The 23,046-nt window shown below is 40.6% G+C and carries 16 protein-coding genes and 2 tRNA genes; 8 read left to right on the plus strand and 10 right to left on the minus strand.

Going from position 1 to position 23,046, the window contains the following annotated elements:
- Positions 1-44: 44 nt before the first annotated feature.
- Genes murJ through HXT41_RS04630 form a run of 3 tightly spaced genes read right to left on the minus strand, consistent with a single transcriptional unit; the run spans position 45 to position 4,988 of the window.
- Positions 45-1,841, minus strand: a complete 1,797-nt coding sequence (gene murJ / locus HXT41_RS04620; protein WP_064621505.1) for a murein biosynthesis integral membrane protein MurJ — start codon at positions 1,839-1,841, stop codon at positions 45-47.
- Complete coding sequence (locus HXT41_RS04625; protein WP_004110182.1) at positions 1,838-4,261, minus strand: DUF6049 family protein; 2,424 nt, start codon at positions 4,259-4,261, stop codon at positions 1,838-1,840. Before HXT41_RS04625 ends, murJ begins: the two co-directional genes overlap by 4 nt.
- On the minus strand, positions 4,212-4,988 hold the full coding sequence (locus tag HXT41_RS04630; protein ID WP_004110180.1) for an NUDIX hydrolase: 777 nt from the start codon (positions 4,986-4,988) through the stop codon (positions 4,212-4,214). The genes HXT41_RS04625 and HXT41_RS04630 overlap by 50 nt, the downstream gene beginning before the upstream one ends.
- Positions 4,989-5,030: 42 nt before the next feature.
- On the opposite strand from HXT41_RS04630, the gene HXT41_RS04635 reads away from it, so the two are divergent.
- Positions 5,031-6,503 (plus strand): CCA tRNA nucleotidyltransferase, encoded by a 1,473-nt coding sequence (locus HXT41_RS04635; RefSeq protein ID WP_049762339.1) that lies wholly within the window; start codon positions 5,031-5,033, stop codon positions 6,501-6,503.
- A gap of 56 nt (positions 6,504-6,559) precedes the next feature.
- Here HXT41_RS04635 and HXT41_RS04640 read toward each other — a convergent pair whose 3' ends face one another.
- The 4 genes from HXT41_RS04640 to HXT41_RS04655 form a co-directional block, all read right to left on the minus strand.
- Complete coding sequence (locus HXT41_RS04640; protein WP_004110176.1) at positions 6,560-7,186, minus strand: LytR C-terminal domain-containing protein; 627 nt, start codon at positions 7,184-7,186, stop codon at positions 6,560-6,562.
- 129 nt (positions 7,187-7,315) lie between these two features.
- Positions 7,316-8,212, minus strand: a complete 897-nt coding sequence (gene rsmA, locus HXT41_RS04645; protein WP_004110171.1) for a 16S rRNA (adenine(1518)-N(6)/adenine(1519)-N(6))-dimethyltransferase RsmA — start codon at positions 8,210-8,212, stop codon at positions 7,316-7,318.
- Positions 8,213-8,267: 55 nt separating this feature from the next.
- The gene (locus HXT41_RS04650) at positions 8,268-9,650 is read right to left on the minus strand and encodes a G5 domain-containing protein (protein ID WP_116994954.1); all 1,383 of its coding nucleotides are present in this window, start codon (positions 9,648-9,650) and stop codon (positions 8,268-8,270) included.
- Between the two features lie 448 nt (positions 9,651-10,098).
- Positions 10,099-10,175, minus strand: a tRNA-Thr gene (locus tag HXT41_RS04655).
- 164 nt (positions 10,176-10,339) lie between these two features.
- Between HXT41_RS04655 and HXT41_RS04660 the strand changes: the two genes are divergently transcribed.
- Together HXT41_RS04660 and HXT41_RS04665 are read left to right on the plus strand one after the other, a co-directional pair.
- Positions 10,340-12,181 (plus strand): serine/threonine-protein kinase, encoded by a 1,842-nt coding sequence (locus HXT41_RS04660; protein WP_103013754.1) that lies wholly within the window; start codon positions 10,340-10,342, stop codon positions 12,179-12,181.
- 132 nt (positions 12,182-12,313) lie between these two features.
- On the plus strand, positions 12,314-13,285 hold the full coding sequence (locus tag HXT41_RS04665; protein WP_103013755.1) for a DsbA family protein: 972 nt from the start codon (positions 12,314-12,316) through the stop codon (positions 13,283-13,285).
- Between the two features lie 95 nt (positions 13,286-13,380).
- Here the strand turns inward: HXT41_RS04665 and HXT41_RS04670 are convergent, their stop codons facing one another.
- Positions 13,381-14,340, minus strand: coding sequence for a DsbA family protein (locus HXT41_RS04670; protein WP_103013756.1), 960 nt, complete (start codon positions 14,338-14,340; stop codon positions 13,381-13,383).
- A gap of 240 nt (positions 14,341-14,580) precedes the next feature.
- Between HXT41_RS04670 and HXT41_RS04675 the strand changes: the two genes are divergently transcribed.
- Complete coding sequence (locus tag HXT41_RS04675; protein WP_004110155.1) at positions 14,581-15,708, plus strand: ABC transporter ATP-binding protein; 1,128 nt, start codon at positions 14,581-14,583, stop codon at positions 15,706-15,708.
- 249 nt (positions 15,709-15,957) lie between these two features.
- A complete protein-coding gene (locus HXT41_RS04680; RefSeq protein ID WP_004110152.1) occupies positions 15,958-17,373 on the plus strand; it encodes a DUF4032 domain-containing protein in 1,416 nt (471 codons plus the stop codon).
- A gap of 152 nt (positions 17,374-17,525) precedes the next feature.
- Here the strand turns inward: HXT41_RS04680 and HXT41_RS04685 are convergent.
- Positions 17,526-17,598: transfer RNA gene (locus HXT41_RS04685), tRNA-Lys, on the minus strand.
- 71 nt (positions 17,599-17,669) lie between these two features.
- Positions 17,670-17,930, minus strand: coding sequence for a glutaredoxin domain-containing protein (locus HXT41_RS04690; protein ID WP_421788592.1), 261 nt, complete (start codon positions 17,928-17,930; stop codon positions 17,670-17,672).
- 188 nt (positions 17,931-18,118) lie between these two features.
- Between HXT41_RS04690 and ftsY the strand changes: the two genes are divergently transcribed.
- The 3 genes from ftsY (at position 18,119) to HXT41_RS04705 (ending at position 23,023) form a co-directional block, all read left to right on the plus strand.
- Positions 18,119-19,300 carry a signal recognition particle-docking protein FtsY gene (gene ftsY, locus HXT41_RS04695; protein WP_004110147.1) on the plus strand — a complete coding sequence of 394 codons (1,182 nt, stop codon included), beginning with the start codon at positions 18,119-18,121 and terminating at the stop codon, positions 19,298-19,300.
- Positions 19,301-19,462: 162 nt separating this feature from the next.
- Entirely contained in the window at positions 19,463-21,241 is a 1,779-nt protein-coding gene (locus HXT41_RS04700) for an ammonium transporter (protein WP_012913714.1), read from the plus strand.
- Between the two features lie 420 nt (positions 21,242-21,661).
- On the plus strand, positions 21,662-23,023 hold the full coding sequence (locus tag HXT41_RS04705) for an MATE family efflux transporter (protein ID WP_004110141.1): 1,362 nt from the start codon (positions 21,662-21,664) through the stop codon (positions 23,021-23,023).
- The last annotated feature ends 23 nt before the right edge of the window (positions 23,024-23,046 follow it).

Raw genomic sequence — 23,046 nt, forward strand, 5'->3', positions numbered from 1 at the left:
ATAATCACATATTTTAAGGAAAAGCTCAATATGAAACTACGCTCTTAGAAGTTTTTGCTGTTAGAAGAATCATGATATTTTGCATCGGATTGTATTCTACGCGGAATTCTAAGATTTTTCTGTTCGTGCTGTGATTGACTTTTTGCAGTTTCTTCAAAAATTTTAGCAAGAGGAGCAAGAGCAGGAATCTTTTGGGCAAGCTTACTAATTATTGGGGCAGACAAATCTACAAGTTCTCTGGTCTTCAAAAGTAAGAGTGCTGACAGATAAACAACAGCAATAATAATTGTTGTTATTGCGCAAATAAGTATTGCGTATACCCACCTTAATATTCCATGCATATGTGGGGAATTGAAGTTTAAAACATGCAATAGCGGTTTACTCACTAAGAGACCAACAACAATAGATACTATTGAAGCAATAGTAATTTTTATATGCGTAATTGCAAGATTTCGATCATCTAAGTCATTGTTGAAACGATTTCGAAGCATATGAACAAGTGATGGGAAAGTCAAGAAGTAGCTTATTGAAACTGATGAGCCTAAAGCTGTAACCCAATAAGTAGGTGGCAGTACATTAATGCAACATACAAAGGCAAAAAGCTCAGTAAGAAGTTGCGCTGCTGCGAAAATAAAAGGACTTTTACCGTCTTCAAAAGCAAAGAATGTGCGTTGAATAATCAAATAGCTACTAGTTAAAGGCAAGCCAAAAGCTAGCATCATTAGAGGTGCAGACATAAGGTTTGCTTCTTGAACACTTATTGATGGTATTAAAGCTAACGAAATAGGTGTCGGAATAACAATAAAAATGACTGTAAAGAAGCACATAATTATGCTTACATGCCTGAGTGCTTCACTTAAATCATTGCGCGCGCTATGTAAATCGTGAGATGCAATGGAGCGTGAAATTTTAGGGAAAATTGCTGTTGCAACAGATACTGCAACTAAAGAGTAGGGCAATAGGAACATTGTGTAAGCGTTTTGATAAGTAGCATTACCTGCTACTTCAAACTGATCTAATCCTAAACGTTTTTCGGCAACAAATGGGACGCTTGTTGTTATATGCGTAGTAATCATTACAACTATTTGTGTAACAATAACAATGCCCATGCTCCATGCAGCAACAGGGCCCATTGATCTTAAACCGATATCTCGTATACCAAAACTTGGCTTGTAGTGTATTCCGCATTTTATAAGAGGTAGGAATAACACTAAGGCTTGTGCTGCTACGCCAATAGTCCAGAATCCTGCAGTGAGCAAAAGAGTATTGCCATTCCAAAAACTTAGTGGCATCCTATTTGCTTTACCAAAGATGATGATAAAAACGCCAAAGCCTAGGCAACTAATAATATTTGCTGCAACTGAACTCCACGCGTACATGGCAAAATGCTCTTTTGCTGCCAAAACTTGCCCAAGTACTGTATAAATACCGTAAAAGAAAATTTGAGGCATGCACCATAAAGTAAATGAACATGTTAATGTTTGCATTTCGGCGCTTCCGCCGGCGTATAGCATAGTGAGCACAGGCGTTGCTATAGACATAAGAACTGTTAGCGCGAGAAGCAGAAGAATTGCAAATGTAATAAGTTTATTTAAGCGTTCCTCGGCATTTTTCTTTTCGAGAGTGCGAACAATTTGCGGTACTAATACAGCGTTGAAAATTCCACCTGAAACAAGCGTATATATTAGCTGTGGAATCATAGATCCAGCTTGATATGCGTTTGCTGCTAAACCTGTTGTTCCAAGGGCTGCTGCTAATAAGATAGTACGTATTTGACCTGTAATGCGTGATGCGGCTGTTCCGCTAGCCATAATTACAGAATTTCGACCTACTGAACTCATTCGTCTGGATCCTTCTTACGGTGGAATTGCCTCCAAAGGCCAAGAAGACCAAGAATGAAAGCAAATACTATAATAATCGTACCGCTTTTATCACTAATTTGCAGTGTACTAGTAATAAGTGTGCTTTGTTCTTTTGCAAATACGCGATGCTGATTGTCTTCAAGCACAAAAGTAGCTTTTGTGTGAATTGATGTAGTGATTCTCAGTGGTAAAGTTACTTGAGTTTCGCTATTAGCTGGAATTTTTACTAAAGTTTTACGGCGTGTAACAATTTCCATAGCATGAGTATTTGCAGATAAATACACTTGCACAGGGTAAGAGTATGTGTTGCTTATCGTAATAGGCATGCTTGCTGTTTCGCTTACGGCAGTAATATCATGCGGTGGGATTATGTGAATGCCATTCATCAGTGTATTTGCAAAAGTCTTAGCAGTATTTTTACTTATACAAGACTTGTTATTTTTCTTGCTGTGTGCAGTAGTTTTGGCTGAATCTTGCTGCTCGATCGTATTATTGGTAAATTCGTGCAAAGAAATATCGTCGTATAAGCGTAATAAATACTTTTCTAAGTCTTTTATGTTAATAAGTTTTTTTGTTTTGGCTGTTTGTTTTGCAAGTGCTTGAGCGTCACCCTCAGTATTATGAGGATGCTTAGCGGAACTATAGTCGAGAATATTCTTAGTAAAACGTAAAACGTCTTTCCTTGAATGTGACAAATCGTTTAGGCAAGAGCGTCGTTTTTCAGTAATATTCTCGCTTATAGAGCTGTTGCGAGATATTTCACGCATTATGGAATTTTTCTTCCAGTCAGGCAAGGCATTTTGCTTCGTATTTGCCATTGTTTGCAAGTCGCTTAACGACAGCCAAGGAGATTGTTCTAATGCGTTCATAACAGCATCAATATTTGAATTAGATGCATTATTCGAAAAAGTAATGAGAATATGTCTATCAACATACGGCTGTTCCATTTGGTAGAACGCGCTTTGTGCCACTAAACGATTAATGCGCCCAGCCTGAGTTCGTTCGCTTGTTGCGTTATCGCTTGTAGGCTTTCCGTTTGCCAGAAGAGTAAGCACTGATTGAGGTGACAAAACTCGCACATTCCCTGCAGGCGTATCTATATCGTATATGCCATTTCTAACAGCAAACTGTGAAGCATTATTGTCAAATTCGTCTGTTGCAATAACAGTTTCATATCCATTACGTTTTGCTTGCTCTAGTGCATGAATAGTCCATTTGCCGTATGTTTGCCATGCATAAGCTTTATTTAAATTATGATTAGTTGAGTCTGTTTGTTTTGAATTATTTGCTTTAGTAATATTTTTCTGCGATTGCGAATTTTTTGCAGACCATTTTTCTTTAGTAATTCCTGCCGATTTATACAAATCGTCATTATTGTCATCTGCATAAGCACTGATATCAAAACCAGATTGTTGCATATAAGCGCTTGGTTTGAGTGTTAAATGCGATGCTTGTATTGTGCTTAAATCTGCGATTGTTTGTAATTTTGAGTGTTTATTTGCTAAATCAGCTTTCCCAATAATGTTGTGAATACTATCTTTGTCTGCTCTAAGTAACGTTTCTAAATGATCGCTAGGTTGAATGTTATTAGCTTTAAAATTGCGTAAATCGTTTTGTGTACGAATTAATATTGGCATGAGCGCAGTAAGTTTCATCGCTGGTAAGTTAGCTGAGTGCATGCCAATATTTGCTCTTGTCAAAAAAGAATGTATCGATTTGTATTTTGAATAATCTTGTGAGAAATACGTAATTTTTAATGGTTTGGGACCCCAATTCAGGATGGAACGTAATTCTTGTTTATCTGCAGGTATGTTAAAGCTAAGAGTGCACGTGTGACCGGAAGCTAAACTTGGAGTTTTTACGGAATCTAAAATTTGAGGAGTTGGTATAAGAGATTCCTCTTGCGACCAATTTTGCACGTCCGTGCGCGAAACAAAAGTGTAATTGGAATTTATAGAAAGTTGTAAAGTGCCTTCTGGAAGTGCCGTTTTTACGGCTTTTAGTGTTGCAGTAAGGTGGTATCCGCTTTTATCTGTTACTACAGGCGTTGCTTGAGTTATATCTATTTCAATGCCCTTGCTATGCGGATTTTCATACGTAGATTGTTTTTTATTTTGTCTTGTAGAAGTTTTGTCAGATAAATCTGCTTTTTTCGTGTTTGCATATGCGTAATTTGCTAATCCTGCATATTTTGCTGTTGGAAAAGCAAAAATTGTTGCAAATACTACGAATAATATAAAAATAAAACGTGCAGAAATTAAGCAAGTATGTAACGTAATTCGTAATAAAGAAAATACGTATGAAAGTGCCTTCTGCTTTAGAACAGTAGACGCATTTGTGGTCTGATGTTTACGCGTGAGTTTCTTCACTGTTAGACCGCCTATGTGCTTTTTTGGCATAAAGCCATGCAATTTTACGTTCATTTGGATAGCTTAGTATTGCATTAAGTTCTTTAAAATTCACCCATATTGCATCTTCTGCTTCGTGATCGGGATCTCCTAATACAGATAAGTCGCCACTTACGTAACGTAACGCAAAATGGTGCACTAGCTTGTGTACTCTATGCGTTGTGCCTGTAAACCAATAGTCGATTGTGGCAATCGAATCTACTACTTCGCCAACTATACCCGTTTCCTCATGAATTTCGCGAACTGCTGTTTCTTGGGGTGTTTCACCTTTTTCTATATGTCCTTTTGGTAGACACCATTCAAGGTGTCCGCTTCTTGAATGACGAGCAATAATTGCGACACGCCCGAGAGAGTCAAATACTAAACCGCCTGCGGAATATTCTCGAATAATTGGCAAGTCTTGCGCATCTAAAGAAGCAAAAGTTGTAGGAGTATCTGCCTGTCTGCGTGGTGGCATAAGTGCTGGAGATACGCCTGAGAAAGAAGATGTTTTTTGAAGATTATCTTCCGGTGATCCTGAGTCTTGCGCAGTGCTGTCATCCTTAGAAAACAGCGGAATATCAACAACATTTTGTTCTTCACAACTGTCTTGCTGGCAAGACTTTTTTCTATGCATTTTAGCTAAATCAAGTGGCGTAATAACAGGAGCAGCTTGATTTTGGGCATGATTATCCGCAAGCTTGGCGAGCGTACGTCGTAAGTCTGCAGGAGTAATCATATAGTCAACATTACTCAATCCGCTGTGCATTGGGGTAACGGTATGCTGGAATATAGATTGATTTTTGCTGAAAGGGTGTCGGTAAGGGTGACTGAGAACTTCGAAGTTTGGCCTGAAGCTATAGAGTTGGGGCGACTTTTTGCTGAGCGTCATTATGAACTTGCATTAGTTGGTGGTCCTGTGAGAGATATGCTACTGCATCGCGTGTCGCATGATCTTGATTTTTGTACATCAGCTCGACCCGAAGAGTTTGAACCTATTTTGCGTCGTTGGGGACATGATGGTTTTTGGGATATGGGTCGCAAATTTGGCACGTTGGGAGCTATGCGTCGACGTGCTGATGGTACAGAAGTAAAAGTTGAAATTACTACATACCGTTCTGATGTGTACGATCCAGATTCTCGTAAACCTGAAGTGCAATATGGCGATACTTTAGAAGGTGATCTTTCTAGGCGTGATTTTACTGTCAACGCAATGGCGTTGCGCGTGCCAGATTTACAGTTTGTAGATCCTTTTGGCGGTGCTAGTGATTTAGCTAAAGGCGTGTTGCGAACCCCGGTTGATCCTCGTCAATCTTTTGATGACGATCCTTTGCGTATGATGCGTGCAGTTCGTTTTGTTGCGCAACTTGGGTTTAGTATCGAAGCAAATACTGCTGAAGCGATTGTGGACATGGCAGATAGGTTAGATATTGTTTCTGCTGAAAGAATTCGCGACGAAATTACTAAAATGTTACTTTCGGACAGACCTCGTAAAGGATTAGAAGCTCTTGTTGAATCTGGTATAGCTCAGCGTGTTCTTCCGGAGATTCCAGCTTTACAGCTTGAAATTGACGAGCATCATCGTCATAAGGACGTTTTTGAACACACAATGATGGTTCTTGAGCGCGCTATAGCTTTGGAAACAGATCAGGAAGGTCCAGTGCCGTCTCCAGATTTAACGTTGCGTCTAGCTGCTTTATTGCATGATATTGGGAAGCCAAAAACTCGAAAATTTGAAGATGGAGGGAAAGTTAGTTTCCACCACCATGATGTTGTTGGCGCAAAAATGACTCGTAAACGTTTGAAAGCACTGCATTTTGATCATCATCTTATCGAAGATGTTACTGAATTAGTGAATTTGCATTTGCGTTTTCATGGGTATGTTGATGAACCGTGGACTGATTCTGCAGTTCGTCGTTACGTAAAAGATTCAGGACATCTGTATGAGCGGTTGAACCGACTTACTAGAGCAGATGCAACCACTCAGAATCGTCGCAAATCGTTAATGTTTGAGCATGCGATGGACGAGATGGAAGAGCGCGTAAAGGAGCTTAAAAAGCAGGAAGATTTTAACGCTATTAGACCTGATGTAGACGGTAATGAAATAATGCAATTATTGCATTTGCAACCAGGTCCAACAGTTGGTGAGGCTTATAAGCATATGCTTGATTACCGTCTCGATAATGGTCCGGTAGACCATGATATTGCTGTAGAAGAATTACAGCGATGGTATGAGGAAACGTACAAAAAGTAAAAGTTTCTTCACTTAAATAAAGAGTAGCAGTATAAAATATTTTACTGCTACTTTTTTTATTTAACTTCCTTATGCTGATCTGCCTTAGGAATGTTTTTCATAAGATCAGCTCTTATACATCCTTGCACTTCATGTATTGTTGCGCCTGCTGCTGGAACATCTACTTTAGGGCGAAGATTATTAAAAGTAGAGCCAAGCACAATATCGACGAGCTTATCTTTTCTATCATCCATTCGCATAATTGCATCGGTAAAATTAGCGTTTACTGTATAAGCTTCATTAATAGCGTTTTTTCCAAAGTAAATGATTGTTCGTTTAATGTTACTGGATTTGTTATTGTTAACTTCTGTTAAGTTAAATCCGCGAGCGTTTAAAGCTTCGCCAACCGCGCGAGCAAGGCCGCGGAACTTTGTGCCGTTGAGAACTCTGATTGCTACAGCTCTATTATCTACGTAAGGGGCTTTGGCTCCTTCTTTTCCTATTATTGCGCATGGAGCTGGAACGCCGTAATTTGGGTTATCTTTTGGAGCACGCACAGAATTTATGCCAAAAGCGTGGAATTGCACAAGTAAAGCAAATATAAAAGTGACGCCCAAGCCTACGCCCACTGTAGTGAGTACAGATCTTTTTCTTTGATACATGAAAGCTTTACGAGCAATACGTTCGTCGTATTCTTGCGTCATGTTCACTTCCGATCTGTGGTTTGTAACTTTGTTAGCAGCAAGTTTACACAAGCTGCAGAATATACGTAATATTTCATTGCGTAATATTTTATTTTGCATATTTATTCAACGAATAAATATGCGTTTTATTTATAATTTACAATCTTTGCATGCGCGATATAAAGCAATAAATTCATCGCAAGTAAGCGTCTCGCCGCGTCTAGTTGGGTCAATTCCAGAATTTTTATATGCTTCTTCTGGAACTTGATTTTTAAGAGCTGCGTGCAATGTCTTACGTCGTTGCTGGAAGGCGGCATCAATGAAAGCGAATACTCCCTCACGTTCATTATTGTCACCTTTACCTGTGCAATTGCGAGTAAAAGAAACTAATGCTGAATCAACGTTTGGCGATGGCCAAAATACATTACGACCGATAAGCCCTGCGCGTTGGGCTTTGCCGTACCACGCCAACTTAACACTTGGTGTGCCATATACTTTATTCCCAGGTTGTGCGCATAAACGATCTGCTACCTCTTTTTGAACCATAACTAGAAAATTCTGTAAGTTACTAAATTTTTCTAGCAAAGTAAGAATAATAGGCGTCGCAACGTTGTATGGCAGGTTTGCAACAAGAGTAAATTGTTTAGCCTGCGCAATCTGTGGAACATCATCGGCATTTACTGTCAAAGCGTCTTTTAGAATGACGTTAAATTTTTGCATTGATTGAGGCATAAATTCTTCTACAGTATGCGGCAATCGTCGAGCTAGCGGAGGGTCTATTTCTACTGCAGTAAGCTGTGCTCCTGTTTGCAATATTGCAAGAGTAAGAGAACCAAGACCAGGCCCTACTTCCATAACGATATCGCCAGATTTAACTTCAGCTGCCGCTACTATTTTTCGCACTGTACCAGGATCAATAACGAAATTTTGACCAAACTTTTTGGTAGGAGTAATGCCTTCCTCGGCAGCAATACGTCTAATATCTGCTGCACCTAAAAGCTGACCTTCATTTTCAATGCTGATTTCTGTCAAAGTTTTACCGTCCAAATTTCGTAACAATTAATCCGTTGCGCCAAAGTGCGTTAAAACACGCTGCTGCCTTTTAATACCAGCCAATTTCGCGCGAATGCTTTACTGCTCCACTAGGTGTTTTATATTTGCTCTTAATGTAACTTAGACCCCAGCTAATTTGTATTGCGGCATCTTCATGCCAATTAGCTCCTGCACTGCTCATTTTATTTCCAGGAAGAGCTTGAGGAATGCCATAAGCGTGTGAGCTAGGATTTTCTGCGTTCCATCTCCATCCAGATTCCCTATTCCATAACCATAAAAGATCTTCCCATTCTTTACCGGTCCAACCCATTTGCGCAGCTGCGCCCTGAGCGAATAGTTTAGCTTGTTCTGGAGTAGCATGTACAAGGCTATCGGGATTAGAGCTTGGAGCGGGTGCAGGTGGATTAGCTGCAGGTGCGGGAGCTGCAGATGCGGTTTGTTGTTGAGTTTGCTGTTGGCTGTTTTTCTTCTCCTGTTTTGCAGGCTGCTCAGTATTCTGCTTTTTGTGTTGAGCGTTTGTTTGTTGTTTGGATTGTTTTGACTTTTGTGTATTTGTATTATTTTTGTGAATTGGTGCGGGAGCAGCCTTACCTACAGCAATAACTTGATTAACTGCAGGCTTTACCAAATTTTGCGAAACTAAAGTTGCGCTTTCTGCTTTGCCATCTACGTATGTAACGTTATAAACATCTTCGCGCTCACCATTCACGCCAACTTGTTGTACAACGCGAGAATTCGCTGGAAGTTTAGGATCTACTACAGTTTGTGTGGCAAAAGGTAATGAAACTGTACGAGTTTCTTTGCCATGAGTAACTCGAGAAACACGTAAAACAGTATTTCCATCATCTTCTTCTACGCTTACGCGATCTTCCTTGCCGAGCACTATACCTTGAGAATCAAGAATTGCGCTCGCAGGTAAGTCTCCATTTTGCACAATGCGTGTTTTCCTGTCAGCGATAACGCTAATTGGACCTTTTTTATTAATTGATAAGCCGCAAGTGAGTTTATCGTAAATATTTTGCAAATTTACTGTAATTCGTGAAGCGTTCTTAGCATTAGCTTTAAAAAAGCCGATTAATTGATCGACACTAGTTGCAACAGTCCAGAACGGTATAGTTACTCCATCTACAGTGATAGAAGTTTGATAAGCACTGCGAACTGTTACAGTAGAATGATTTGTGAGAATATCTCCAGAAGAAGAAATAATTTGATCGTGAGTTTTTACTGGCACGTGTTGTTCTTCCAATAAACGTATTGGATTTGTTGAATAAGTGCTTACAATATGCGTTTTTCCATTTATAATCATTGCAACAGATTTTTTAGCTGTAAATATAAACAAGCTTGTTGCTGTGAGTGATATAGATAAAACGCAGGCGATTATTCTTGCACGACGCATCACTATTAATCGTCTAGGCGTCCATCGACGTGCCATACAATCACTCCCTTTGCAATAATGCTAACTTCTCTATTATACCTTCAGTATTGCATTCAAAATTGAATGCAAAACAAAATAAAAGTGGGGGCGGGAGAGAAGGGGATATTCCCGCCCCCTATGAGGTGGAGCTGGTTGGGGGACGCTCCACTCTCACCTCGGAAACCCTGAGTTGGGGGAAGGTTCCCGAGTTCTTACTCGCGAAAAGTTTTGTTATAAAGATGATCATGTGCACAGATATAGATTTGTTATTTTCATAATACGCCATAATCTGGCACTGTATATGAAAAATAAAAATCTTTTCTATTTTTGAATAGTTAATTAGCCACTATCCCCTCTGCTTTAATCATTTCACGTCATTATATGTGATACGAAAGATAACAAAACTATAGTTCTGGAATATGTGAATGGAAAATAAGAAATACTCGCGAAACGAGTGGAATAAAAATGGAGCCTCCTGCCGGGATCGAACCGGCGACCTGCCGCTTACAAGGCGGCCGCTCTGGCCATCTGAGCTAAGGAGGCGAAGTTTCTCGTTAGCATGACGAATCATGCTAAGTAGAACAATTGATTAGTGTACCATATGCCACGTCATTACAAAATTACGGCGATGTTGAATATAGAAACGGCGTGTTTTTTGTTGTTTATATTTGCGTATTTGGCAATATAAGGCATTAACATAATGCAGTATGGAAGATACAAGCATGTTCGATTTGCAACCAGGGACTAATGTAGGCGGATACACGCTTATTTCTAGGCTTGGCGGCGGCGCAATGGGGTCAGTTTGGCGCGTTAATGACGATGGCGGCAATCAATATGCTATGAAAATATTACGTGCGTCTGTTCATGCAAAACAGAGTGAAGATGAAGATTCTGAGCAGGAACGCGCTCGAATACGTTTAAAACGTGAAGCTTTGGCTTTGCAGAGGATTCATCATCCAGGTGTTTGCGCGATAGTGGATATGGAATTAGATGCTTCAATCGCTTTTATTGTGACAGAGTTGATTGAAGGACATAATTTGCGCGAAGACGTGGATGAGAATGGACCTTATATTGCAGATGATTTGGAGCGTCTTGCGCATAAGCTTATTGAAGCTGTTAAAGCAGTTCATGAAGCCGGTATTGTTCATCGCGATATTAAACCAACTAATGTAATGATTTCTGCTACTGGACCTGTATTGGTAGATTTTGGGATTGCGATGGGCGAAGGTGAAAGCCATGTTACTCGCACGGGATTAGTGATGGGCACTCCTGGTTTTATTGCTCCAGAAATTATTGAAGGCGGAGATTCAGATGAACTTACAGATTGGTGGTCTGTTGCTGCTGTGCTTGCATTTGCGGCTACCGGTAAGCCTGTTTTTGGCACAAAGCCTATGATGGCGGTTTTGGAGCGTGCTGCCTCAGGCAATGCAGATTTAACTGGGTTACCTCCTAGAACAATGGCTGCTTTTCGTAAGGCTTTGAATCCGATTCGAGAGCAGCGTTGCATGCCATCTGATTTAGAAAATGCAATTAGTCAAGATGCTATGGATCCTTTAGCCTGGCCGGAGGCGAACCGCCCTTTTGACCGTAATGCCACTAACATAACTATGCGTAAAATGTGGTGTGAAACAAGTCGTGAAACAAAAGAAAAAACTGCTATACTAACAAATTCTCGTACCTGCGATGCAGCTGGTACAGCTGGCATAACAAATCTTAATTCTGATGGAGAAATGCCAACCGTAACTGTTCGTTCTACTACTGTTATGCCACATTCATTAGATAATAGTGAAGACGATAAAACATTTTGTGTGGATGAAAAAACACGAATTAATGCGTTAAACGATGTAGATTTTCAGAATATACAGGACGACAATTCAAACAATTCACGCATTGCACAATCTTCAAAACTTATTCGTTCTTCTGATAACACTTTTGATAATGGCAATATTGAAAATGAAGCAGGTGATTCTCTACACGTTAAAAGTGATGAAGTGTCTTCTGTTGATCCTGCTCTTAATAAACATGATTATGCGCGTAGAGGAACATGGATACTGCTGATTTGTATAATTCTTCATTTAGCCATTGCTTGCTTAAGCATTCTCGATTCTATTGGTTTTGCGATGGTTTTTATGTGGATTAGTGCAACATCCGGCTACAGTATTTCATCAAGCTTGCGAAGATGGCAACTTAACGATGGAATAATTCCTCGCCATGATTCTGTAGTGCTTATTGCAACTTTACCGTGGCATATTATTCGAGGATTTGTTTACATGCTTCCACGAGTTATAGCTATTGTTGTTTCTGGAGGTATTGGAGCTGTTATATATCCATTTTTCTGCGGTAATAATCCTGAATTACTTTCTATAGATGTTGGATCCTTGCGTATTCTTTTACCAACTTACTCACCTAATATTTTTTCAAGTACTGCAGTTGGATATGCTCTAGGATTTATTGTTGCATGGGTTGTTTTTGCTGCAGTTAAGTGGACTACAAAATTCCGTTTAGGATTAGGTGCGTTATTTTATTCTGGAAAATCATTTGAAAAATAAAAATAGTATGATACGTAATGTGTATTTTCCGTTGATGCCATCTACTAAACTGTGGTGAAGTTATTATTTCATTAGCAAGAATGCTGCTAGGAACGAGTCTTAGTGTGCGAAATAAATGGTTGAAGGATAACAATGCCTAAAATTCAGATGCGTGATAATAAGCAGGGAGATTCATCTGCTACTCGCCTACAAAGAACTATAGAAAATCGCGAACGTGCAGCGCGTGCGGCGCGTGAGCGTCGTCAGCAAGCAATTATCGGCGTTATTGTAGTAATTATTGTTGCGGCTATGTTGGCTGCTGTAGGCATTACTGCGTATCAGGCAGCTTACGTTCAGCCTCAGAAAAAAATAGAGCAATCTGCAAAATCTAATCATAATTTGGATAATATTGATCCAAGTATTCGTCCAAGCGGTGTTAATTCTAAGAATGGCATTCTTTTTAGCAAGGATGGGTACGGCAAGCAAGCTGCTGGTGCTCCTACAGTTGCCACTTATTTTGATCCTTTGTGCCCTGGTTGTGGATCCTTTAATCGTACTGTTGATGAAACTTTAATTAAAATGGTTGAAGCAGGTCAAATTAACCTAGAACTTCACCCAATGTCATTCTTGGATGGACTTTCTACTGACCATTACTCGACTCGTGTTTCTAGTGCTATTGCTTATATCGCTTCATATGATAACAATCCAAAGCATTTGCTTCAGTTTATCAATGGCATTTTTAACGAAAAATTCCAGCCGGAAGAAAGCGAGGGATATAAGCCTGTAAGCAATAAAGAGTTGATTAAACTGGCTAAGAAATCTGGAATTCCAAACGAAATTGCAAGTAAAGCTTTTAACCGCCAATATTTGAAGTGGCAGCTGCTAGTTAATAAATACACTCCTGATCGTAAGGAATTGTGGAATGTCAGCGGTCCAAATAAAGGATCTATGACAACGCCGACTGTAACTATTAACGATAAATTGCTTGATATGAATGCCATTAATGAGAAAAAAATGAAGGTGCTTGATGCTCTGCTTCATTGCATCGGCCTGGATAAAAAACAAGTTGGAGTTGCAGGTCAGATGCCTAAAGTGTCTGACACTAGTTCCCCTATTGCATTGTAAATAAGCTAAATTATAGAAATCTAAATTATTAAATAAAAACGGACGTTAAGTGTATTCTTAACGTCCGTTTTAGTATAGAGATTACTTAATTTTATTTATAATTCAAGCGGCTTACTCTTATACGTAACTTTCGGCATATGACCAGATTTGCCAACATATTTTTTATCGATTCCCAAAGACTTTAATATAGCTTCCAAAGGATCCATTTGCTTTTCAGAAGCTGCATTGAGATCTACTAGCTTACCGTTAATTGTTACTGTTGGAGTTGTCATAGCGCCTTTATTAGAGCCAGAAACATTCCATAAAGCTTTTTCTTCTGGAGTATTCTCATTAATAACTTCTTGCCACTTAACATAGTGTAGGTTAAATGCTTCATTCGCAATCTTATCTGCAACTCCAGCATCTTCAGCTAAATCAATAAGAGCTTTATTTGGTGTTGCTTGGTATCCGTCGCCTTCTTCTGGCTGGAATCTTTCGCTAAAAATACTATTGATGAACTTAAGCAAATGCTTTGGATCGTTGTCGTGCGAAGCGATATAGGCAATACCGCCTGAGACGCGATAAGAATATTGATCTGAGCTAAAACGATTTAAGAATGACATTGGGTGAAGTTCTAGGTTAATTTGACCTGCTTCAACCATTTTAATTAAAGTTTCATCAACAGTACGATTAAAGGATCCGCAACCAGGGCACAAAGGATCAAAATAAGTGGCAACTGTAGGAGCACCAGCAGCTTGCTTGCCGTACCCATCCTTGCTAAGAAGAATTCCGCCTTGTAAATTAGATGCTGGTGGGATGTCAGAAGAAGGCAGTTTTTTAATCTCTTTGGTTATTTGGGAGTCTGCTGTATCCTCAGTTTGTGTATCTGGCTTATTGGTTGTTGGATTTTCAATTTTTACTTGTGGTTTATTGATTGAATTGTAATAAGTCATAAACCCAGCTCCTGCAGCGAATGCAAGAATAATTAGTGCTATTACGATGCCAATTAAGCTTTTACTATAAGGGGTATTTGATTTTTGCATTTCATTATTTGTTGTTTCTTGTTGTTGATCCATAGTTATTCTCCTTTTGTGCGCCTTACTCGACACGCCGAGTTTATGCAAAATACTGATTTTTTGCTGTTTTTCTAAGATAAACATGATATATTAAGGCATGGCTCAACGAAGAGAACCTTCAATGGACCAGGTAAGTAAACTGTGGACGATTGATACCCGCCGATGTAGGAATTGGGGTCATGAGTGCACACCCTTCACTACGGATCGTTCGGCACGTACCTGCCGATGAAAGGACATATCATGGCAGAAGTTGTATTTGATCATGTGACTCGTATATACCCGGGCAACGATAAGCCTTCGGTTGATGACTTGAACATGACTATTAAAGATGGTGAGTTCCTCGTACTCGTTGGTCCATCTGGTTGCGGTAAGTCAACTACTTTGCGTATGTTGGCAGGTCTTGAAGAGGTTAACAAAGGACGTATCCTCATCGGTGGTCAGGATGTTACTACAATGCAGCCAAAGGATCGCGATATTGCAATGGTCTTCCAGAATTATGCACTGTATCCGCATATGACAGTTGCTGATAACATGGGCTTTGCTTTGAAGATTGCTGGTGTTCCTAAGGAAGAAATCCGCAAGCGTGTTGAAAAAGCTGCAGAAGTGTTGGATTTGACAGAGTATTTGGATCGTAAGCCGAAGGCTTTGTCTGGTGGTCAGCGTCAGCGTGTTGCTATGGGTCGCGCAATTGTTCGTGAACCAAAAGTCTTCCTCATGGATGAGCCTCTTTCCAACCTCGACGCTAAGCTCCGCGTTCAGACTCGTACTCAGATTGCTGCTTTGCAGCGTCAGCTTGGTGTTACTACTCTGTACGTTACCCACGATCAGACCGAAGCTTTGACCATGGGCGATCGCATTGCAGTGATTAAGCTTGGCGTATTGCAGCAGGTTGGAGCTCCTACTGAGCTTTATGACCGCCCTGCAAACGTATTCGTTGCAGGCTTCATTGGTTCACCATCTATGAATATCAATCAGCATCCAGTTGTAAACGGTCGAGCTCAGATTGGTGAGGATTCTATACTTCTTCCAGCTGAGGCTGTTGACAAGCTCACTGCAGAAGATAACGGACAGATTATTGTTGGCTTCCGCCCAGAAGATGCAAGCTTGGCAACATCCGATGATCCAAATGCGTTCTCCTTGAAGGTAATGAACGTGGAAGATCTCGGTTCTGATGGCTATATCTATGGCAATATCATCACCGATGGTTCTCCTGAGGAAGCATCTACTATGATGTCTGATCAAAATAAGCTCACGACTATTCGCGTGAACCCACGTGCTCTTCCAAAGGTTGGCGACACCGTGAAGATCAAGATTGATCCATCTAAGATGCATCTGTTCGCACCTTCTACGGAGTTGCGTTTGAACTAAAACGTTGGTTTGCCTGCTTATATAAGCTAATGAGCAAACTTTCGGTATAAGGTATAGAGCGGGGTTCGCAATATGACGCGAACCCCGTTTTTGGCACAAAAAAGCAGCATAATAAGTGTACAATAATACATCATTACAATGCATCGCTTATTATATATAGTTGTTATCAATAATTCGTCGGTGGTTGAGCTGTGTTTATCTGGAATGCAGTGATATCGTTGGCATGAGCTTGATTGGTAAATAAACTTTATGGAATGGAATGACGCTCCTCAATTAGACCCGCGTGCTGTGCAAGCAACTTCGGTATCTGCACAGGACGAGAATGCGTCTTCTCAAGAGCCGCAGGCACTGAAGATTACTGCGGCTAGTTCAAATCCAAAAATGTTTACACTGCCTTGGGAATTACCACTTTCTCAATGGCCTGCTGATTTATTCGTGAATTTGCCGCGTGGTATTTCTCGCCACGTTGTGCGATTTGTTCACGTTGGCGATGAAGTGTATGCAATGAAGGAAATTACTCGTCAAGTTGCAGAACGTGAGTATGAGCTTTTGCGTAGGCTTCGTAAACTTGAGTTGCCTACAGTTACTCCTATAGCTGTTGTTGCAGGACGCCATGACGCTAATGGTGAAAAGCTTGAGGCAATGTTAGTTACGAAACATTTGAAGTTCTCACTACCATATCGTGCATTATTTGCTCGTACGTTGCGTCCGGATACTGCAGAGCGCCTTATCGATGCGCTTGCTGTTCTTATGGTGCGCTTGCATCTTTCTGGCTTCTATTGGGGCGATGTATCGCTTTCCAACGTGCTGTTTTTGCGAGATGCAGATGCTTTTTCTGCATTCCTAGTTGACGCAGAAACTGGTGATTTGCATGGAAGTTTAACAGAAGGTCAACGAGAATACGATATTGATTTAGCTCGAACCAACATTATTGGTGAGCTTATGGATTTGAGCTCCGGTCAGCTTTTACCGACAGAAGTAGATGAAATTAGTATAGGCAATCGTCTAGTAGATCGCTATCATTCGCTTTGGAGTACGCTTACTGACGTTGATAAGTTCAGTCCTGATGAGATGTGGCGAATTGAACGTCGTGTTAATCGTCTAAATGAGCTTGGTTTCGATGTTGATGAGTTGGAGATGAAGACTTCAGAAGATGGTCGAAGGGTTTTGGTTCGACCTCGAGTTGTGGATGCTGGCTATGCTTCCCGCAAGCTTCTTCGTCTTACTGGATTGGATGTTCAAGAGAATCAGGCTCGAAGGCTGCTAAACGATTTGGATGCATATCGCACTTCTACATGGCGTCAAGGTGAAGAGCTGGAAATCGTCGCAACTGATTGGATGCGTGAAATTTTCGAGCCAACAGTTCGTATGATACCTCCTGAATTCCGTTCGCAAATTGAACCAGCTCAGTTCTTCCATGAAGTGTTGGATCATCGTTGGTTTATGGCAGAAAAAGTTGGCCATGACGTTGCTATGCAAGATGCTGTGACAAGCTATATTAAAAATGTGCTTCCTCAGTACAAAATGGATAAGCATGTTCTTGCTGCTATTAATGCAGATGCTGATTCTGGCGTTGTGGATGATGAATACACGTATTCTTCTCCAGCACCTGTAGGTCACGATATAGATGAAGATGATCAAGATGCTAGTGTTTGGGCAAGTTGAGTATTGTGTTATATAAGTAATCAGCTAATTCTCAATAAGTACGGCATTGATTGCCGTCTTTGATTTTAAGTGAATTTTTCGTCGGGGAGCTTCAACTCCCCGTTTTTTTTATTGCAGTTTACTCGCTTACCCTAAATTTGGGTATAAAAAAGTGCCCCCTGTGGGACTCGAACCCACAACCCAAGACTTAAAAGGACTCTGCTCTGCCAATTGAGCTAAAGGGGCAACAAATGCTAAGTATACTACATTCAATCGACGAAGTGAATATCGTGTTAACTTATGCGTGTTACATATATTTATTGCAGTATTCCGAGTGACTCAAGTTTTGCTTTTATTTGTGTTGCTGATGGCTCAACCATAAAAGTATTATCTGCAAAAGTAACAACTGGAATATGCTTTTGATTGCTAATTTCAATCGCTTTTTCTTCAGCATCCTCTTCTGTTTCAATATCGTGCCAAACGAATGCCACACCATACTGGATTAGCGCAGCTTTCGCACGTTTGCAATCTCCACACCAATCTGCACCGTATACATTTACGGTAGGCTGATCTGACATAAAATCCTCCTCAATGATTTTGTGAATTCAAATTTTGCGTAATAAATAGCTCGTACTATTTATTACTACTTTTACTAGTGTAATAGATGCAGGTGTACCTAAGCATATTGACGTTGAAGTGTAACAAAGATGAGAAAAAATAGTGAAATATATTGCTAGTGTCCCTTGACTTTCATAGTCTTGATGTCATGAATATGGTTATGGATATGAACATGCTAATTTGGTTTGCGGCTGCGGCTGTTGTTATTGTCATCTTATTAGTAACAGTTGCAGTGATTTTGCGCATTCACAGCAATAGTCATGGACCAGTAATTCCTGAAAGCGTTGATAGTGCAATCGATACAAGCAAAACTAAAGCGCGTGGAACAAAAAAATCTGAAAAACAGATAGAAAGTAACGTCGCTGTTGTACCTAATGAAGAAGTAAAGTCTGAATTATTGCCAGAAAGTACTTCTTCGCGTATTAAACGTCTTCGTGAACGTTTGGCTCATAGTGCAAATCCATTTGGTCGTGCATTGTTTAATATCATAAGCAAGGACCATCTTTCGGAAGAAGATTGGGAAGATGTAGAAGATACTCTTCTTATGGCCGATGTTGGTTCTCGAGCTAGTGAAGAATTAGTAGAAGATCTACGCAAAGATGCACGCATTGCTGGTACCTCTAATTCAGAAGATGTGCATTCAGCATTGCGTACAAAACTATTGAAAATAGTAGATGAAGACGCTGATCGACGCTTAAATGTAGATAAATCAAATGCGCATCATCCTAGCGTTATTATGATGGTCGGCGTTAATGGCACCGGTAAAACCACTACTGCTGGTAAATTAGCGCGATTGTTTATTGCCAAAAAACGTTCAGTAATGTTTGCTGCAGCAGATACTTTTCGTGCGGCTGCAGCTGATCAACTTGAAACTTGGGCGTCTGCAGTAAGCGTGCCAGTTGTTCGTGCAAATAAAGATGGTGCTGATCCTGCTTCTGTTGCTTTTATTGCTGCGAATAAGGCAAAAGAAGAGCAAACTGATTTATTGATTGTAGATACTGCTGGTCGTTTGCAGAATAAAGCAAATTTAATGGAAGAGCTTGGCAAAATTCGTAGGGTTATAGAAAAAACTATGCCTGTTGATGAAGTATTGCTGGTATTGGATGCTACTACTGGTCAAAATGGCATGTCTCAAGCAAAAGTATTTGCTGAAGCTATTGGCATTACGGGCGTAGTCCTTACTAAGCTTGATGGTTCCGCTAAAGGTGGAATTGTTATAGCTGTACAGCATGAACTTGGTGTACCGGTTAAGCTAGTAGGTCTTGGCGAAGGACCAGATGATTTAGTGCCGTTTGATGCTCAAAGCTTCGTAGACGGTTTGCTCGCTTAATGCTGAGCATTGATGTAGTTGCATGAGTGGTAGTTTTTAATGTTCCACTAAAGTCTTTATGAGTTTTGGCTATAAGAGTTTCTCGGTACAATAGTTATATAAAGTAATACTTAAGCTGCAATGATGTTATTGTTGCGCTGTTTCAAATAATTGAGGTGAAAAATGACCACAATGGATCCGCAATGGGCATTGTTGGCTGGCGCGTTGGTGTTTATTATTACGCCGGGTATTGCCCTGTTCTATGGAGGCCGTGAACGCGCTACTTCCATGGTGAATATGATGATGCTTTCAGCTGGCGCTATTGCTGTAACCACACTGGTTTGGACGCTGTGGGGATGGTCGTTAGCTTTTGCTGGCAAAGATATGGCTGGTGGTGTTATAGGTGATCCATTGAGTGGTTTGCTATTCCGTGATTCGATGGTGGCAGATCATGGTGTGTTTACGTCTATGGACGCAAATTCCGGATTATCTGGCGGCATTCCTGCAGCTTTTCGTTTAGCATGTGCTGTTGTTGCAGTAGCGCTTATTACTGGAGCTCTAGCCGGTCGAGTGCGTTACGCTATTTGGCTTATTTTCGTAGCTGTGTGGATTACTTTAGTATTCGCTCCATTAGCACATATGGTGTGCGGTGGTGGATTGCTTTCGCCTAATGGTGCTATTTCACAGGCGTTAGGTATTTCAGTGCATGACTTCGCAGGTGGCTCTATATTGCATATTGCTGCGGCTGTTTCGGCTTTTGCAATTGTTATGATTATTGGCGGACATGCTCACTTCCCTCTTAAGCGTTTTGTTTTGCATATTAAGAATGTTGCGCATACGAGTGGCAATGCTAATTCTGGAGCTACTAATTCGCGTAATCCTAAAAGTCGTTTATCGCGCGCATTGTGGGCTGATGTTGAGCATGCTAAAAATGCTGCTAGTGAGACTGTTGTCTCTCCAGTTGCTACAGTGACTGAGGTTGCTGCTGAATCCACTGCAACGCAGTCAGCCGTTGAAAATGGTGTTGCTGCTCGCCATCCGCATAATGTTCCTTTCGTTATGCTTGGCGTTTTCTTGATTTGGTTCGGTTGGCTTGGGTTAATGATTGGTTCTTCTGCAGGCGTTCCTGGAGTTGCAGGTTATGCTTGGGTGAGTTCCACAATAACTGCTTCTGCTTCAATGCTTGCCTGGGGTGTGACTGAACGTTTACACTCTGGATGCTTTACTGCTTTGGGAGCTGCGTCTGGTGTTATGGCTGGATTGGCTGCAAGTGCTGCAGCCGCGGATGTTATTGCTCCATTGTGGGCTTTAGTTTTGGGTGTTCTTTCTGGTGTTATTACTTCTCTAGTGACTCACTCTCGTACTTTTGTGCGCTACGATGGTGCCTTGCATGTAGTTAGCGTGAATGGTGTTGCTGCGCTTATTGGTGTGCTTGCAGTAGGCTTATTTGCTGATGGTTCTGGATTACTTGCTGTTGGTGATTGGCATCAGTTAGTTGCACAACTGTGCTTAATTGGGATTACGGTGCTTTATGCAGGTGCTGTAACTGCAGTATTAGCTTTTGTTCTTGAAAAGCTTTTTGGATGGCGTATTTCGGAAGCTAAGGAACGTAAGGGCGTTGATTTGGTTGATCAAGGAGAGCGTGCTTACGATTTTTCTTCTATTGCACAAAGTCATGATGGCGCTGTAGTTGCTGTTGCAGATGATGATGCAAATAAAACTCAAATGGCTGTTCTTACTTCTGTTGATATTGATATGGGTGAAAACGAGGTTGAACAATCTGATTTTATGGTTAATCAATCTGAGGCAAATCCTGAGCAAGGCGATTCTGAGGTTGATTCTAAATCTGAAGTTGAGCAAAAAGAGTCTTCTTCTGAAGAAGAGTTTGAAACTGTAAAAAAAGATGAATCATCGCAAAAGAATAAAAAAACAGAAAAACGAAATAATAGTGCTAAAGAATAGACGCATGTGCGTAAGCGTTATGATTTAGCAGCAAGTTCGAATTATGTTGGTATAAACCGCATGTCTTATCTAAGATATGCGGTTTTGCTATTTTTGCTAATTTAAAATCAAGTTTTTTAATGAATAACTTATTTTTAGTGAATAAGTTATTCATATGACACGCACGAATTGCTTGATGTGGATAAAAAAGATAAGTTATCCACATTTTAGGCGTGTCTACGTGGATATCACACAAATTTATCCACATAGTGGGGATAACATTGTGGATATCCTGCGGATAACTTTTTAAAATAATATTTTTATTTGCGATTTACGCATATTTGTGTTACTTCACTCGCAATTGCTTTTGCATAAAATTTGTTAGCATATTGCAATTTTCTTTTATGCAAGCGTGACAAAGTAGCAGTAGAATGAAGCATTATGACAAATCAAAAGTTGGACAACCAGAACAAAAAAGACGTACTGCGCAATATTTGGCTACTAGCTGTACCGACTTTTGGACAGCTCATATCTGAGCCGGCATTTGTACTCATTGACACTGCTATTATTGGTCATATTGGCAAAAGTGCTCTAGCGGGTCTTTCTATTGGATCAACGGTACTTCTTACTACTACAGGTCTCTGCTTATTTTTGGCTTACAATACAACTTCACAGGTTGCGCGTCTCTTAGGCGCAGGTAAGCGTCGAGAAGGTTTTAGCATTGGTATGGATGGGTTGTGGCTTGCATTATTGCTTGGCATAATTCTTACAGTCATACTTATTTTCGCCGCTGAACCGTTATGTTACGCAATAGGCGCGCGTGGCTCTACGTTGCAAAATGCTATCGTTTACACACAAATGGTTATGCCTGGATTGCCTGCGATGTTGCTCGTGTATGCAGCAAATGGCATATTTCGCGGTCTTTGCAACGTGCGCATAACATTATTTGCTGCTGTAAGTGGAGCTGTTCTAAATACCATTCTCGATGTAATCGCAGTATTTGGTCTCAATATGGGAATCGCTGGTTCTGGTATTGCAACAATGATTGCGCAATGGTACATGGGACTTGTTCTCACTATTCCTGCAGTTATTTGGGCTACTCAAAGTGGTGCGCGTCTCAAACCGCATTTCCAGCATATTCTACATTCTGCTGGAACTGGTATGCCTTTGTTTGTTCGTACACTTGCATTGCGCGTGTGCATGGTAGCTACGGTTGTTACTGCGACTCATCTCGGTACTAATACTCTCGCCGCGTATCAGGTTGCTAACTCTTGTTGGAATTTTGTTATGAATATTTTAGATGCAATTGGTATTGCTGCGCAGACTATTGTTGCTGCAGCACTAGGTGCAGGCTGTCGTAAGCGCGCAGGAATGATTACGCGTATTTGTGCTCAAGTGGGAGCTGTAAGCAGCGTAGGAGTCGGTTTATTCATGATTTTCGTGGGTTGGAGTTGCGCGCCACTATTTAGTCAGCATACAGATATCCAGTTTTTAATTTCTGTAGGTATGACAATATTAGGATTGTTCTTGCCTCTTGCTGGATGGATGTGGGCACTAGATGGCGTATTAATTGGCGCAGGCGATCACCGTTACTTAGCAAAAGCTTGCTCAGTAATGGCTGCTGTGTATTTAACATTTTTGGCGCTCACAAGCGTTTTCGATGTCGTCGTCGACGCTAATGACGTGGTAAGAACTATTACTTTATGGGTTGTTTTAAATGCTGTTTATATTGGGGGGCGTGCAATAGGCAATAGTTTGCGCATAAGAAATGATACGTGGATGGACTCTGCGCTAAAAATGTAAATAAAGTTTTGTGTTAATACATT

Source organism: Gardnerella sp. DNF01189, from assembly GCF_049244195.1.
Classification (GTDB): domain Bacteria; phylum Actinomycetota; class Actinomycetes; order Actinomycetales; family Bifidobacteriaceae; genus Bifidobacterium; species Bifidobacterium swidsinskii.

Coding starts and splice junctions, on each gene's coding strand:
- HXT41_RS04640 (WP_004110176.1), bottom strand. CDS start 7,186: ATGACGCAAGAATACGACGAACGTATTGCTCGTAAAGCTTTCATGTAT.
- ftsY (WP_004110147.1), top strand. CDS start 18,119: ATGAATATGGTTATGGATATGAACATGCTAATTTGGTTTGCGGCTGCG.
- HXT41_RS04680 (WP_004110152.1), top strand. CDS start 15,958: ATGGAATGGAATGACGCTCCTCAATTAGACCCGCGTGCTGTGCAAGCA.
- HXT41_RS04705 (WP_004110141.1), top strand. CDS start 21,662: ATGACAAATCAAAAGTTGGACAACCAGAACAAAAAAGACGTACTGCGC.
- HXT41_RS04650 (WP_116994954.1), bottom strand. CDS start 9,650: ATGGCACGTCGATGGACGCCTAGACGATTAATAGTGATGCGTCGTGCA.
- HXT41_RS04670 (WP_103013756.1), bottom strand. CDS start 14,340: ATGGATCAACAACAAGAAACAACAAATAATGAAATGCAAAAATCAAAT.
- HXT41_RS04700 (WP_012913714.1), top strand. CDS start 19,463: ATGACCACAATGGATCCGCAATGGGCATTGTTGGCTGGCGCGTTGGTG.
- HXT41_RS04630 (WP_004110180.1), bottom strand. CDS start 4,988: ATGATTACTCCTGCAGACTTACGACGTACGCTCGCCAAGCTTGCGGAT.
- HXT41_RS04690 (WP_421788592.1), bottom strand. CDS start 17,930: ATGTCAGATCAGCCTACCGTAAATGTATACGGTGCAGATTGGTGTGGA.
- HXT41_RS04665 (WP_103013755.1), top strand. CDS start 12,314: ATGCCTAAAATTCAGATGCGTGATAATAAGCAGGGAGATTCATCTGCT.
- HXT41_RS04635 (WP_049762339.1), top strand. CDS start 5,031: ATGCTGGAATATAGATTGATTTTTGCTGAAAGGGTGTCGGTAAGGGTG.
- HXT41_RS04660 (WP_103013754.1), top strand. CDS start 10,340: ATGGAAGATACAAGCATGTTCGATTTGCAACCAGGGACTAATGTAGGC.
- HXT41_RS04675 (WP_004110155.1), top strand. CDS start 14,581: ATGGCAGAAGTTGTATTTGATCATGTGACTCGTATATACCCGGGCAAC.
- HXT41_RS04625 (WP_004110182.1), bottom strand. CDS start 4,261: ATGCCAAAAAAGCACATAGGCGGTCTAACAGTGAAGAAACTCACGCGT.
- murJ (WP_064621505.1), bottom strand. CDS start 1,841: ATGAGTTCAGTAGGTCGAAATTCTGTAATTATGGCTAGCGGAACAGCC.